At 46.7% G+C, this 14,413-nt stretch carries 12 protein-coding genes; 11 read left to right on the top strand and 1 reads right to left on the bottom strand.

Features of this window, described 5'->3' with window-relative positions:
• Positions 1-173 precede the first annotated feature (173 nt).
• Positions 174-1,238, bottom strand: coding sequence for a LacI family DNA-binding transcriptional regulator (locus tag FEF09_RS24935; RefSeq protein ID WP_146307635.1), 1,065 nt, complete (start codon positions 1,236-1,238; stop codon positions 174-176).
• 227 nt (positions 1,239-1,465) lie between these two features.
• On the opposite strand from FEF09_RS24935, the gene FEF09_RS24930 reads away from it, so the two are divergent.
• The 11 genes from FEF09_RS24930 to FEF09_RS24900 all read left to right on the top strand — a co-directional run bounded on the left by FEF09_RS24930 (position 1,466) and on the right by FEF09_RS24900 (position 13,646).
• On the top strand, positions 1,466-4,486 hold the full coding sequence (locus FEF09_RS24930) for a SusC/RagA family TonB-linked outer membrane protein (RefSeq protein WP_146307634.1): 3,021 nt from the start codon (positions 1,466-1,468) through the stop codon (positions 4,484-4,486).
• 21 nt (positions 4,487-4,507) lie between these two features.
• Complete coding sequence (locus tag FEF09_RS24925) at positions 4,508-5,725, top strand: RagB/SusD family nutrient uptake outer membrane protein (protein WP_409994883.1); 1,218 nt, start codon at positions 4,508-4,510, stop codon at positions 5,723-5,725.
• Positions 5,698-5,997, top strand: coding sequence for a RagB/SusD family nutrient uptake outer membrane protein (locus FEF09_RS34985; RefSeq protein WP_409994884.1), 300 nt, complete (start codon positions 5,698-5,700; stop codon positions 5,995-5,997). The genes FEF09_RS24925 and FEF09_RS34985 overlap by 28 nt, the downstream gene beginning before the upstream one ends.
• Before the next feature lie 51 nt (positions 5,998-6,048).
• Positions 6,049-8,589, top strand: coding sequence for a glycerophosphoryl diester phosphodiesterase (locus tag FEF09_RS24920; RefSeq protein WP_261387751.1), 2,541 nt, complete (start codon positions 6,049-6,051; stop codon positions 8,587-8,589).
• Positions 8,586-8,744, top strand: a complete 159-nt coding sequence (locus FEF09_RS33675; protein ID WP_261387750.1) for a hypothetical protein — start codon at positions 8,586-8,588, stop codon at positions 8,742-8,744. Before FEF09_RS24920 ends, FEF09_RS33675 begins: the two co-directional genes overlap by 4 nt.
• Positions 8,741-10,378: a sodium:solute symporter family protein gene (locus tag FEF09_RS24915; protein WP_261387749.1), complete on the top strand. Its 1,638-nt coding sequence runs from the start codon at positions 8,741-8,743 to the stop codon at positions 10,376-10,378. Before FEF09_RS33675 ends, FEF09_RS24915 begins: the two co-directional genes overlap by 4 nt.
• Positions 10,356-12,302 (top strand): FAD-dependent oxidoreductase, encoded by a 1,947-nt coding sequence (locus tag FEF09_RS24910; RefSeq protein WP_261387748.1) that lies wholly within the window; start codon positions 10,356-10,358, stop codon positions 12,300-12,302. The genes FEF09_RS24915 and FEF09_RS24910 overlap by 23 nt, the downstream gene beginning before the upstream one ends.
• A 101-nt stretch (positions 12,303-12,403) precedes the next feature.
• Entirely contained in the window at positions 12,404-12,631 is a 228-nt protein-coding gene (locus tag FEF09_RS33670) for a hypothetical protein (protein ID WP_261387747.1), read from the top strand.
• A gap of 186 nt (positions 12,632-12,817) precedes the next feature.
• Positions 12,818-12,985 (top strand): hypothetical protein, encoded by a 168-nt coding sequence (locus tag FEF09_RS30965; protein WP_186774508.1) that lies wholly within the window; start codon positions 12,818-12,820, stop codon positions 12,983-12,985.
• Positions 12,982-13,179: a hypothetical protein gene (locus FEF09_RS24905; RefSeq protein WP_146307632.1), complete on the top strand. Its 198-nt coding sequence runs from the start codon at positions 12,982-12,984 to the stop codon at positions 13,177-13,179. The genes FEF09_RS30965 and FEF09_RS24905 overlap by 4 nt, the downstream gene beginning before the upstream one ends.
• 134 nt (positions 13,180-13,313) lie before the next feature.
• Entirely contained in the window at positions 13,314-13,646 is a 333-nt protein-coding gene (locus FEF09_RS24900; protein WP_146307631.1) for a hypothetical protein, read from the top strand.
• The last annotated feature ends 767 nt before the right edge of the window (positions 13,647-14,413 follow it).

Genomic DNA, 14,413 nt, shown 5'->3' with positions numbered 1-14,413 from the left:
AGGCCTCGAATGCATTATTCAGGCTGTATGCGGCTGCAGGAGATGGGTTACGATAGGCAATCGTGATAGGATTACGCTACAAAGATAGGAAGGAAGATGGAGAAAGTAGAATTATTACTTATATATTCAGTACTTCCACTGCATAAATACTATATAGTTGCAAAAGGAATTTTTTATTTACTCTTTACCGCTTTTTTTGTTTTCTCTTCTGATACCGTAGACTCACGGATGATCAACCTTGTAGGCAACTGTACCGTTGGGGCTTTCTTGATCGTATAATCATTCTTCACTTTCGCCCGCATCTCCTGTAACAACATCTCCGCCGCCATACGGCCGATCTCCGAAGTCGGCTGTGCTACCGTCGTCAGTCCCGGATGTACCAACCCCGCAGAAAAGTCATTACTAAACCCCACAATAGCAATATCCTCCGGTATTCTTAATCCCTTTGCCTTGACCACTTCCATCGCCGCAATAGCCGTCGGATCATTGATAGCAAATAAGGCATCTGGTGGCGTATCCAGTTCCAGAAAGTGCTTCATATAGATCTTCACTTTTTCCGTTGTCAGATCATAAGACAACATTAAATCAGGATTATACGCAATACCGTGTTTCTTCAAAGCATCGAGATAACCTTGTCTGCGCAGACGGGTATTTACGAGTGATTCCGGTCCCGCCAGATGTGCGATCCGTTTTCTGCCAATAAGGATCAGGTGTTCCACCGCCTGAAAGGCAGCTTCGTAGTCATTCACAATCACATTCGGCACATTCATATCCTCCGGTACTCTGTTGAAGAATACCAGTGGTACGCCTCTGCGTTGTGCAAGGGTGAAATGATCAAAGTTGCGCGTCTCTTTCGTGTGTGATACAATAATGCCATCTACACGATAGGAGAGCAGTAGCTTCATATTAGAAACTTCTGACTCATACGATTCATTCTGCTGACAGATCACCACATTGTAACCGGCCGCCTGCATCACATCCTGTACACCAACAATCACGGATGGAAAATACGTGGACATAAACTCCGGCACCATAATACCGATCGTGTTCGTATTGTGCTTACTAAAACCCAATGCCAGCGAATTACGCTGGTACTCCATACTCGCAGCCAGTTCCATGACCGCTTTACGGGTATGTTCCTTCACATTCGGATGCCCCGTTAAGGCACGTGATACCGTCGATTTTGATATGTTCAGTTGCCGGGCGATGTCGATGATCGTGATATACTTTGCTTTCATACGTGGAAGTTTTTCAGTCGCTGGGAATATAAAAGTAAGACTTTGGGAACTATCCCAAAGAATTGGGACCGTTCCCATAAAAAAAACTTGTAAAAATGTTTTGTCTCATCAATTTGTTTGTGAAAATTTGAAGCAGTTTAGAATTCCATGTTGCATATATCCGCCGGTAGTCAAAGCATTCAGATGATATATTATTCAACCCGGCTTTAACACCAATTACCACAGTTATGAAAAAACGTTTATTCCAACTATTGGGAATTTTCCCAATACTGCTCATCCCAATACTTTGTTTTTCGCAGCAGCTGACGGTGAAAGGCCGCATCACCAGTGCTGATAACGGGGAGGCATTACCCGGCGTCACTGTCAGGGTCAAAGGTGCTGCTACAGGAGCAGTTTCAGGGCCGGATGGCACTTATACCTTACAGCTTAAACAGGCAGCTGCCACTCTGGTATTTACATTCACCGGTTATGCCACACAGGAAGTAGCGCTTGAAGGGAAAAGCCAGCTTGATGTAGTATTACAATCAGGAAAGAAAGAGCTGGATGAAGTGGTGGTAGTGGGATATGGTACGCAGCAGAAAGCCAACGTCGCTGGTGCTATTACTTCAGTGAAGACCGCCGATCTTAAACAGACGCCTATCTCCAACGTTGTGCAAGGTTTGCAGGGGCGTGTATCTGGAGTACAGATCACGCAGAACTCCGCTGCTCCCGGTGGAAACATCAGTATGCGTATCAGAGGTGTTAACTCCATCAATGGTACCTCCGAACCGCTCTATGTAGTTGATGGTGTACAATTATCCAACTCCGGTGGTGTGAATGACATCAGCTCCCTGTCTATTATCAATCCCAATGATATTGAATCTGTTGCTGTGCTGAAAGACGCTTCTGCAACGGCTATCTATGGCGCCCGTGGTGCGAATGGTGTCGTGTTGATCACCACTAAGCGTGGTAAGTCAGGGAAGACGGTCGTTAGTTATGACGGCTACTACGGTGTACAACGTACGACAAAACGGATGGATATGATGAATGCCGCCGAATTTGCCGCACTCGAAAATGAGATCTATAAAACGAATGTATATGAAAACCCTGCTGCCTTAGGTGAAGGCGTAGACTGGCAGGATAAAATATTCCGTGATGCACCGATGCAGAATCATCAGGTAACAATTGCGGGTGGTTCTGAAAAAACGCAGTTCGCCATGTCAGGCAACTATTTCAAACAGGATGGTATCATCCTTAGTTCTGATTTTACCCGTTATTCCTTCCGGTTGAACTTCGATCACCGTGTCAACAATCTGCTCAGAGTGGGTGCGAGTATGTTTACCAGTTATGTGGTCAATAATGCAGTGCCAGCCGGCTCCACCAGTATAGACGCCGGCGCTGTGACGGGTAGTATGCTGGGTGCTGCAATGGGTGCTCCGCCTACATTAGCACCCTATAGACCCGATGGTAGTATATTCCCCTTCGGAGATCAAATGAATGGCAGATATCGGGAAGTAGTGAATCCGATAGGTCTGTCGATGATACTGAACAGAGATAAGATCAACAGAACATTGGGAAATATCTATGCAGAGATCAGTCCGTTCAAAGGTTTAACCTACCGTGCGAACTTCAATCCGGTATTATCTGGTACATTGGCGGATTACTATTCTCCGCGTGCGATTATGAATACAGGTGATCTCGCTGGTGGTGGTGGGGCTGCTTCAAAGACCAATTCCAATAATGTTGTTTTACTTCATGAAAGTATCATCACTTACGAGACGCGTATCGCCAAAGAACATGCATTGAAAGTGACGGGTGTATTTGCGACACAGAGTAACAATTCAAATTCCAATACTATCAACGCCAGCAAATTCCCCAATGATGCCACGGCTAACGAAGCCGTACAGCTGGCCACAGAAAGAACAGTCACCAGCAGTCGCTCCAAAGACCGGCTGGACTCTTATATGGGACGTATCAACTACGGCTTTCGTGATAAATACCTGCTGGATCTGATTGCCCGTGTAGATGGTTCTACAAAATTCGGTGCTAACAATAAATATGGTTTCTTTCCTGCTGCCGCTATCGCATGGCGTGCCTCTGAAGAGCCTTTCATGAAAGGCATGTCGGGTGTCAGTAATCTGAAACTCAGATTCAGTTATGGTCTTACTGGTAATGCCGGCGCCATTGATGCTTATAAATCACTTTCACTACAAGGGACTTCCGGCAATTACTATTTTGACCACAACCCGGTTATTGGTATCCGTCCTACCGGTATCGCCAACAGGGACCTGAAATGGGAACGTTCCTTACAGGCCGATTTCGGGTTTGACCTTGGTCTCTGGAATGATCGTGTAAATGTGACAGCAGATATCTATCACAAGAAAACAGACGACCTGTTGTTTGTGAAAATACTCCCCGGATCATCCGGCTATAGTGAGGTGACCGGCAATTTCGCCAGTATGGAAAATAAAGGACTGGAGTTTTCCATGGATGCGATTATACTGGATAAAGCAGTAAAATGGTCATTGGCAGGTAATATCTCTTTCAACAGAAATAAACTCCTGTCACTGGCAGATGGCCTTTCAGAATATTCAGTGAGCAATTATCAGGTCATGCAGGTAGGCCAGCCACTGGCTTTGTTCAAGACGTACGTTTTTGATGGTATTTATCAGACGGGTGAAACCGTGCTCGAAGGTTCCGGTAGCCGTGTCGGTGGTGTGAAAGTACGTGACCTTAACAAGGATGGTGTGATCAGTGCCGTTGACCAGACAATTGTAGGTAATGCCAATCCGTCTTTTATCTATGGTTTCTCTACCAATCTGAGTTATAAAAACTTTGATTGCAGCGCCTTCTTCTCCGGTGTACAGGGCAACAAAGTATACAACCTGATCCGCTATACCTTTGAAAATCCATTGGGTGGCAGGAACATGTACAAGGCATTGGTCAACCGATGGTCTCCCGATAATCCCGATAATGAATACGTAAGCGGTTTTCAGGGTGGCAGATTGCCTTTGAGTGATCGCTTTATGGAAGATGGTTCCTTCCTGCGCTGTAAAAATGTGACCCTTGGATATCGGCTGCCGAAGATCAATCATATCAGCTCGGCAAGGGTCTATGTCAGTGCCAATAACCTGTTTACTCTGACGGATTATACGGGTTATGATCCGGAAGTAAACACCTTCGGTAATTCCAATAAACAGATAGGGGTAGATAACCTGGTATATCCCACCGCCCGTTCCTTCCTGCTCGGTCTGCAGGTAGCATTCTGATCTCATCTTAAACTATCTGACATGAAAAAAATATTCCCATATAGCTTTATGCTGCTTGCATTGGTGTGCTCCTGTAGTAAACTGGAAGAAACGCCTTATTCCTCGATCTATACAGATAATTTCTATAAAACTGCGGAAGATGCAGAAGCTGCTTTAGCAGCTGTATATACTGAACTGGCCGATCTCTATGCGGGCCCCTCCGCACTCATCGTGCCTGATTTCAGTGCTGACCAGATTTACCCGAGACCTGTAGTCGGACGGGATACTTATACCTTGTTCAGTTTTGATCCGCAGTATAGTGCTGCTGCCAGTTACAGCCGGACGAATGAATCACCGGTTGATATCTGGAATAATTGTTATTCCGGTATTGAAAATGCGAACTGGTTGTTGATGAAATTGCCGCAGACAAACATGAGCAATGAAACCCGCAAACGCCAGATCTTCGGTGAGGCTTATTTTATGCGGGCATTCTATCATTGGTTTCTCACAAAGAACTTTGGTGATATTGTTGTCAGAACAAAACCCAGTCAGACCATTGAAGATGCATATGTTGGCAAAAGTGTAAAAGCAGATATCTACAAACAGATCTACGCAGATCTCGATTCCGCAGAAGCTGCGCTGCCTGCGTATAGTGCATCTCTCGTAAAAGGTCGTCCCTGTAAAGAAGCCGCTGCGGCACTCCATGCCAAAGCAGCCTTGTATGGAGAAGATTGGGCACTGGCATTACAGGAAGCAAAAGTAGTATTGACCAGTGCTTCCGGTGTCGGCTTACTCGACAATGTGCTGGATGTATACGATGTGACTAAAGAAGATGCGGCCAGAAGGGAAAACCTCTGGGCCTTTGAAGCAGAATCTATCGTCAACGGGCGTAGTTCTCAGATCATGAGTCTGTACGGTCCGCCAAACAGTGCCGCTCCGGCTTATGGAAATACTTCCTATGGTTCTGCTTTCGCTTACCAGTCTTTCTTTGACTCATTCGATCCGAAAGATAAACGCCGGCAACTCATGGATACCAGTTACAGCAATAAGCAGGGTGTGATCATCCATCAGGCGGCTATTACACCTATCACTAAACAGGGAGTGCTCGTCAGGAAGTATGCGGATAAAAATTCCAATGGTGGTAGTCATGCTACGAATATCCCGATCCTGCGGGTGGCGGATGTATACCTGATCGCGGCTGAAGCCGAAGCAAGAATAATGGTGCATCTGCCATCGCTTATCAGTATATTAATACGGTAAGAGCAAGAGCCGGACTCGACGAATTGGCAGCCGGATTGGGTAAAGATGATTTTATAGCTGCTGTATTGCAGGAGCGTAGCTGGGAATTGTATGCAGAGGGGGATCGCTGGTATGACCTGTCCCGTACCAATACGTTCCGTCAGATGGTACCGCCGGCAGTCAATGATGTGTACAAGACGCGCAGTCCACAGCCGCGTAACCAATATTTCCCCATCCCTCAGAACGAAGTAAATGCTAATAACCTGCTGGAACAGAATCCTGCATGGAAATAATCAGTTAACAGTAAAAGAACAGGTATGCGATTGAAAGGAATATGCTATAGCATGGCTCTGATACTGTGTGTGCAGACTGTCTCCGCTCAGTTAAAACTGCAGAATGAAAAGCTGCTGCTGGAATGGACTCGTGCCAAAGACGGTTATCAACTGGCAGGTATCCGCACAGATGGAAAGACGTTGTTGCACCCGTCAGGAAAATATCTGCTGCTGTACAGTGCTGATAAACCAGACAGTATACCCGATATGCAGCTGGCCAATACGCATCCCGGTGGCTTCTCTCTGGCAGATTATCGCTATCTGGTAAAGAACTGGGAAGATAACCTGCGTCCCGTTAATATGAATACAGCGGGTACACCGCTTGCTTTTTATCCTGAACAGGTACAGCAAACGCCTGCCGGTGTACTGATCTTTCGTCATGTTTCCCCCTACGGGGAATTGAACGCCGTGTGGCAACTGGATAAACAGTATCAACATGATATACTGGTCAATATCACTTTCACCGCCCGGAAAGCAGGTTATTATGCTATCGCTACGCCTGCTTTGGCGACCGTAAATAATGACGAACCTGCATATGCGATGATACCGGGATATTTTCAAAGTTCCACGGTACAGCATGATCTGGTGCTAAGCTATGGCTACGGACAGGGAATCCCGGATAAACCGGTCATCTTCCGTGAACGTACCGCGAGTACATTAAGTCCGCTGATAAGCACACAGGGTATCACAATGGCTGTCATTCCCGCTCCCGGCACCGGTCGCGATCCATGGGAGAACGACCATTATACTCATCAGCAATGGAAACTGGGCTTGTCTGTCATGGACAGGGAAGGTCGCTTTACACCGGTCGCCTATCATCCCGTATTAGGAGAATCAGGTTCCTATATGCAGCCGGGAGAAAAACGTTCTTTCTCTTTCCGGTATACCGTACAGGCAACAGACTGGTACACCGTGTATCAGCATGCCGTGAACGACGTCTATCGCTTTGCAGATTTTCTGCAACTGAAGACGACCCGGCAGTCACTCTCCGACAGGATCCTGTCCATATTGCATTATCTGGATGACGACAGTACTTCCATGTGGAAGACTTTCGACTACAAAGGTTTAAAAATAGGTGCACAGTCCTATCTGGGTGGTGTCGTCGGTTCAGGAGGGGATGCCATGAAAAACTCTGATTACGGTGCTATGTGGATGCTGGCTACCATCACCGGAGATACTACTTTACTACACCAAAGACTACCGGCAGCACGTAATTTCAAACTCGTACAGCAACAGGCGGAACCCGGCTTTTTTCAGGGGGCCGCTGTCGGACAATACTACCTTTGGAAAAAACAGCGTTTTACGGAGGAATGGGGCACTTATGTGGAACCGGTGGCACTGACCTACTACACGATGCTGGATATCGGTAATATCCTCCTGTTTCAGCCCAAAGACGATGCCTTGCTGGCACGCCTCAGACTCGGGGCGGATAAATTACTGGAATGGCAGCATGAAGACGGTCACTGGGAGGTAGGATATGACGGCAGCAGTACAAAAGCTGTTTTTACGGATATTCCGGATCTGCGGCCCACCTTTTACGGATTGCTGGTCGCATACCGGATATTGAAAGATGAAAAGTACCTGACAGCTGCCCGGAAAGGTGCAGACTGGCTGATCCGGGAAGGCGTCAGTAAAGGCAGTTTTCTCGGTGTATGCGGAGATGCCCGTTTTGTGGCAGATTTCGCAACCGGTCAGACCGTACAGGCCTTACTTGATCTCTATGAAAGTTGTGGTGATGAAAAGTATAAAAAGGCCGCTATCACAGCTGCAAGAATTTATACGGCCTCCATTTACACACATCCGGTTCCTTCCACCGCGAGAAAAACAGTCAACGGACAGGAATGGGCTGACTGGCAGATCAGTCAGGCCGGATTGAGTTTCGAACATGGTGGTAGTCTGGGATCAGCCAATTCACACGGTCCGATTATGCTGGCCAGTCATGCGGGTATGTTTGTACGCCTGTTCTCCCTCACACACGATTCTCTTTTTATCAATATGGCGCGTGCCGCCGTACTTGGCCGGGATGCTTTTGTTGATACTGCCACAAGTGTAGCGTCCTACTATTGGCGGGCAATGAATAAGGGCGCAGGTCCTTATCCGCATCATGCGTGGTGGCAGGTGGGATTACTCACAGACTATCTTGTATCCGAAGTTTCCCTCCGCAGCAATATGGGTATCAGTTTTCCAAAAGGATTTGTTACTCCCAAAGTCGGACCGCATGCCTGTTACGGTTTTGCGCCGGGACAGCTTTTTGGGAAGCCGGTAAATCTGTATATGCCGGATGGATTGTTACAGGTTAATAATCCGCAGGTAGATTATCTTATGGCAAGGAGTACTTCCGGAAGAGAAACTTATATCCTCCTGCTGAATAACGATGATGCATCACAGGAGACGACAGTCACCATAAACACCGGCAAAACTTCCGCCACTGCAATAGGGCAGGTAACACTGCTGGATGCAGCAGGAAAGATCGAAAAAGAAACACTATCCGGTCAGCAATGGAAGGTGCATATTCCGCCATATGGCCTGAAAATAATTGCGCTCAGCTTATGATGAAATCAACGATAGATACTACGGTTATATTCATTTTCTCAGCTTTCGTACTGATCATAGGGATGCTGTTTGCCCGTACCGGCAGAAACATGAAATCTTTTTTTGCCGGTGGAGAAGCGGTACCTGGTTTATCGGTGGTCTCTCCCTTTTTATGAGCTTTTTTTCAGCAGGTACTTTTGTCGCGTGGGGGAGTATCGCTTACAAATATGGTTTCGTAGCGGTTACTATTCAGTGGACCATGTGTCTCGGGGGAATTATCACCGCCTTTCTGCTGGCCCCACGCTGGAAGCGGACAGGCGCTCTGACAGCGGCAGAATTTATTCGTCAGCGGCTCGGTGCACCGGTACAGAAATTTTATGTCAATATATTTCTGCTGGTTTCCCTGTTCAATAAAGGCGCCGTATTGTATCCTGTCGCCAAACTGGTCAGCGTATCGCTGGGGTTTCCCTTGACAAGCTGTACCATCGTATTGGGACTGATGATGATTGCGTATACCGCTATCGGTGGTCTGTGGGCAGTAATGGTGACAGATATTCTACAGTTTGTCATTCTTACAGCAGCAGTGCTGATGGTATTGCCTTTATCACTCGATGCCGCAGGCGGTTGGGAGAAGTTTACGCAACAGGTACCTGACGATTTCTTTCATATTATCAACGGAGAATATGCTTTTGGATTCATTGTCGCATTTGCGTTATACCATATCAGCTATATCGGCGGCAACTGGACCTTTGTGCAACGATATACCAGCGTGGATTCCGCGAAATCAGCTAAGAAAGTTGCTTTCTTATTTGCTGCATTATATCTGATTAGTCCGGTGATATGGATGCTGCCACCTATGATCTACCGCAGTATAGATCCTTCATTGACGGGGTTGAATACAGAAAATGCGTATTTACAGGTCTGCAGACTGGTATTACCGCCGGGGCTCATGGGGCTGATGCTGACCGGCATGTACTTTTCTACTTCCGCTACAGCCAATACCACTCTGAATGTCACTTCTGCCGTCATCACCAATGATATTTATAAAGCATTGATCAATCCCGGCGCCAGCGATCGCCAGTTGATCCGTGTGGCCCGTCTGTCAGGATTATTACTGGGGATAGGTATGATAGGCGTTGCATTATTAGTGCCCGCAGCAGGAGGGATGATTGAGGTCGTACTAAGTATTGCCGCTATTACCGGTGGCCCATCACTGTTGCCACCATTGTGGGCATTGTTTTCAAAAAAGCTGACAGGAAAAGCCGCTTATATTATCTCAGGTGCAAGTCTGCTGATCAACCTTTTGTTTAAACTGGTGGTACCTGTATTGACGACACTAAAGTTAAGCCGCTCAGAAGAAATGCTGCTGGGCGTAGGATTACCTTTCCTGCTATTGTTATTCTATGAATTTGTCATTGCCACTAAAGAGCCGGCAAAGGAATACGTGGAATACCGTTTATTCCGCCTGCAGCAGCAACAGGAAACAGCGATACAATCCGCAGCAGAAAAAGAAGCCATCCGTAAACAAAACCATTTCGGTTTGCGTGTGATCGCATTTTCACTGGCATTTACTGCGCTGATGTTATATATACTCAGTTTACTGGCGGCCAGCGGAAATATACTGGTGGCAGTGATTGCAACGGTGGTACTGCTGACGGCAATTATTCCGCTGCGTGCTGCCCGGAAGCTGCGTAAACAACCCGGATACATGCTACAAAATAACATCCCTCAGACAGATAGTGATGCGCACCATCACCTGAAAAACAGGGAATCAAAAAACGAAGCTTATGATGAAAGAACAAGGCAGTGAAGGAAGACAATTAAAGACACTCCGCTATGAGGCAGATCTGATTGTTACAGGCGGCGGACTGGCAGGGGTTTGTTGTGCGATTACCGCTGCCCGTGCTGGTATAAAGGTCATATTGGTACAGGACAGACCCGTATTAGGAGGCAACTCTTCCAGTGAAGTAAGGCTCTGGGTATTAGGCGCTACTTCACATATGGGTAATAATAATCGCTGGGCCCGCGAAGGTGGTGTCGTTGATGAGATCATGACGGAAAATATCTGGCGTAATCCTGATGGCAATCCACTTATTTACGATACAATCTTACTGGAAAAAGTGACCAGTGAACCTAATATCAGTCTCTTGCTGAATACAGCCGTATTCGAAGTGAAAAAGAAATCGGCTGATATCATAGAAGAAGTAATGGCCTTCTGTAGTCAGAACAGTACACTGTATGCATTAAGCGCGCCTTTATTTTGTGATGCATCAGGAGATGGCATTGTCGCTTTTCTGGCAGGTGCGGCGTTTCGTATGGGCGCAGAAAGCGAAAGCGAGTTTGGGGAGAAGTTTGCTCCGACAGCTGAATATGGTGAACTACTGGGTCATTCATTGTACTTCTATACAAAAGATACCGGCCGTCCGACCACCTTTGTGCCACCGGCTTATGCTTTAAAAGATATTACGGAAATTCCCCGTTACAGACGTATCAATAGTCAGGATCAGGGTTGTCAGTTCTGGTGGATAGAATATGGTGGCCGGCTGGATACGGTACATGACACGGAGACCATCAAGTGGGAACTATGGAAAGTGGTGTATGGAATCTGGAATCATATTAAGAATTCGGGCTTATTCCCTGAAGCAGATACCATGACGCTGGAATGGGTAGGACAGATCCCCGGTAAACGTGAAAGCAGACGTTTTGAAGGAGACTATATGTTGCGTCAACAGGATATAGTGCTGCAAAATACACATCCGGACGCTGTTGCCTACGGAGGATGGTCTATCGATCTGCATCCTGCAGATGGTATCTTTAGCGAAAAACCAGCCTGTAATCAGTGGCATAGCAAAGGCGTTTACCAGATCCCTTACAGATGTCTCTACAGTCATAATATCAACAATCTGTTTCTGGCAGGTCGTATTATCAGTGCCTCCCATGTGGCTTTTGGTTCGAGCAGGGTAATGGGTACCAGTGCCTGTGGCGCACAGGCCGTCGGTATGGCCGCCGTGTTGTGTCGCCGGTATAATATGCAGCCACGTCAGTTGTTAGAGGAAGAACAATTAAAGCTGTTACAGCTGTCCTTACTAAGGGCAGGACAGTATATCCCGCAACTGATGGTGCAGGACGAACAGGATCTGGTGAAGGACGCTGTCATTACTACAAGTAGTGAATACGTGTTACGTACTTTAAAGGCTGACGGGGACTATATCTCTCTTGATGCTTCCATGGCGCAGCTACTGCCGCTACAAGCAGGCAAAATACCATCAATGACGGTATATGCAGATGTAAAGGAAGCAACTGTATTACAGGTATCATTGCGCACCAGCAGCCGGCAATCGCATCATACCCCTGATGTGATATTGCAGGAACTGTCTCTTCCACTGAAACCGGGACAGCAGGCAGTTTTCGTATCTTTTGATACGTTTCTTCCTGAAGATCATTATGTATTTGTCTGTTTTATGCAGAATGAAAATATCCGTTTGCGGAGTAGTAGTGATCGGGTTAGTGGTATTCTCACCGTATTCAATAAAACAAATCCTGCTGTATCCAATTATGGTGCGCAAACACCACCGGAGGATATAGGTGTGGAAGCATTTGAATTCTGGTGCCCGGAACGGCGTCCGGCGGGTAAAAATCTGGCTATTGACATACCGGAGGGAATAGCACTATTTGGCGCTGCGAATGTCCGGAACGGAATCAACCGGCCTGTTTTCAGCCTAATATCTGGTTAGCGGATAGTCTGGATAATGATCCTCGTCTGACCCTCAGCTGGCCGGAAAAGAAGACAATACGCGAGATAGAACTGGTATTCGATACTGATTTTGATCATCCGATGGAAAATGTGATTTATCATCATCCTGAAAGAGCGATGCCGTTTTGTGTGCATTCATTTGTGATCTGTAATGACCAGAATGAAGCCATACTAAGCGTAAAAGATAATCACCATTCGTTACAACGTATTGTACTGCAGGAAGCGGTTGTTACCAGCAGACTCACCATTCACCTGAAAGGGACGCATGGAAATACGCCGGCCGGATTGTTTGCTGTCAGGTGTTATTAAGGTAACATAGTTGTCAGCAGCAGGAGGCAGTTCATCCCTTATATTATATCGGCATTATGCCGCTATTACAACGGTATTTGTCCGTTGCTGAGCGGATCACTACAGGCATAATGACGGTATAACAACGGTATAATACGGAGCAGTAAAAGGTAACTTATTCAACAACAATGTAAAGAATTACTGACTATGAAGCAATGTATAAAATGGATATTTCTGTTGATCTGTATCGTGCTGTTTAGCATGACAGATACTACAGCGCAGGATACTTTTCGTCCGGCGGCACATTGGGTATGTGTCAGTCAGACCGGCTATAACAGTGGTGAACCCATGCGTTTTACCGTACCACTGCGATGAGTGGCAGTCTGGATTTTTATATTACTGCGAATGATAGTCAGACAGCATTGTATAAGGGTACAACTAAAAATGGTACCGGCGATTTTACGGGCTTTGTTCCTGATGGTAAGGCCTCTACCTATGTCATCCATGTAAAAGGGGCTGATCTGCCGGAGGCGTATCTTATCCTTTCCGGATTGCTCCCTGTCTCATAGAAACTGCCGGTCTGGAGCCATCTGTTGGTCATGAATGATACACGCAGTATTACGGGTACACACCATTCTGCATATGGTGGTTGTCCGTGGAGAGATGGTACATATTATTCGTATGAGATTCCTTCTCTGATCTGATGTATCTTTCGAATCCGGCGGCATATGATGCGATGCCTGCAACCGTTTCTTATGATAGTCTGAAACAGGGGGTGATGGATCCCGGTTATGTACTGGTGAGAAATCCTAATGATGAAACGGCGATGGAAGCTGCCCGCAGATACTTTACAACGATTGAGCCACCACAGGGTACACATATCCCTGATGTGATGATGGATCTGCATTGGGGGCTTGGTTATTATCTGGTGAATCCGGAAACACAGGATCCAGCAAAGATCCCTTACCAAAACAATTGCATCCGCAGACGCTGGCACAGTTTGCATTTTCCTGTATGCTTATCCCTACATCAATAAGTGGTTTTCTCCGGACTTTTATCAGCAGGTGCTGACGTTCGTGCAGCAGCATTGGCGTGAGGTGGGTTTATTCGATATACAAAGAGAGGTGGGCACTACTAAGGCCGTCATGCGCCCGGTTCTCCATCTTACCTAATCTGCTGATGTATGAGGTGGCGAAACGCGATAAATCACCGGAGGCGGATGCGTATATGAAAGCGGCATATCAGCAGACGAAATGGATCATTGATTCTTTGTCCCTACAGGATCTATGAGTACAAAGGGGCAGCGTATGAGTGAACATATGTTGATGAGTGGCCTTGCCGTTTATCTGCAACAATACCTAAACAGGCGCCTGCTGGTCTGGAAAAGAAAATAGCAGCATGGACAGATGTTGTAATCAGCCGTTCAGACAATGCATGGGATTTCAGAAGATATGATATGCAGGTATAACTGGACCGTACCGGAAATGAATGAAGTGGCAATGTGGCAGGGTTTCCTGCATCTGCATTACTGGCTCTTACCTTGTTGAAAGATAAAACAAAGACAGTCCGTCTAAAACAGATGCCTTTGCGCATTTTGATAACCTGTATGGCCGGAACCCCCTGAATGTACATGCAGCGCATCATCCGGAGAAAGGATTTGATGGTATTACGAAAGGCTATCCGAGGGGCTATCAGGAAGATGTGTGTGCCGGCTGGAACTTTCACGCGGTGCATTGAGTTGTTTACCCGGGACGGAGATGTATCCTTTTAATCCGCAGGGAAAAGACAGGCACCTTGAAGGCT

Origin of the sequence: Chitinophaga pinensis (genome assembly GCF_007896845.1) — a bacterium.
In the GTDB taxonomy this organism is placed as follows: Bacteria; Bacteroidota; Bacteroidia; order Chitinophagales; family Chitinophagaceae; genus Chitinophaga; species Chitinophaga pinensis_C.
This window is presented reverse-complemented; position numbering and strand designations above follow the sequence as displayed.

Coding starts and splice junctions, on each gene's coding strand:
- FEF09_RS24925 (WP_409994883.1), top strand. CDS start 4,508: ATGAAAAAAATATTCCCATATAGCTTTATGCTGCTTGCATTGGTGTGC.
- FEF09_RS24905 (WP_146307632.1), top strand. CDS start 12,982: ATGAGTGGCAGTCTGGATTTTTATATTACTGCGAATGATAGTCAGACA.
- FEF09_RS24920 (WP_261387751.1), top strand. CDS start 6,049: ATGGCTCTGATACTGTGTGTGCAGACTGTCTCCGCTCAGTTAAAACTG.
- FEF09_RS33670 (WP_261387747.1), top strand. CDS start 12,404: ATGGAAAATGTGATTTATCATCATCCTGAAAGAGCGATGCCGTTTTGT.
- FEF09_RS33675 (WP_261387750.1), top strand. CDS start 8,586: ATGATGAAATCAACGATAGATACTACGGTTATATTCATTTTCTCAGCT.
- FEF09_RS24900 (WP_146307631.1), top strand. CDS start 13,314: ATGTATCTTTCGAATCCGGCGGCATATGATGCGATGCCTGCAACCGTT.
- FEF09_RS24935 (WP_146307635.1), bottom strand. CDS start 1,238: ATGAAAGCAAAGTATATCACGATCATCGACATCGCCCGGCAACTGAAC.
- FEF09_RS24915 (WP_261387749.1), top strand. CDS start 8,741: ATGAGCTTTTTTTCAGCAGGTACTTTTGTCGCGTGGGGGAGTATCGCT.
- FEF09_RS24910 (WP_261387748.1), top strand. CDS start 10,356: ATGATGAAAGAACAAGGCAGTGAAGGAAGACAATTAAAGACACTCCGC.
- FEF09_RS24930 (WP_146307634.1), top strand. CDS start 1,466: ATGAAAAAACGTTTATTCCAACTATTGGGAATTTTCCCAATACTGCTC.
- FEF09_RS30965 (WP_186774508.1), top strand. CDS start 12,818: ATGAAGCAATGTATAAAATGGATATTTCTGTTGATCTGTATCGTGCTG.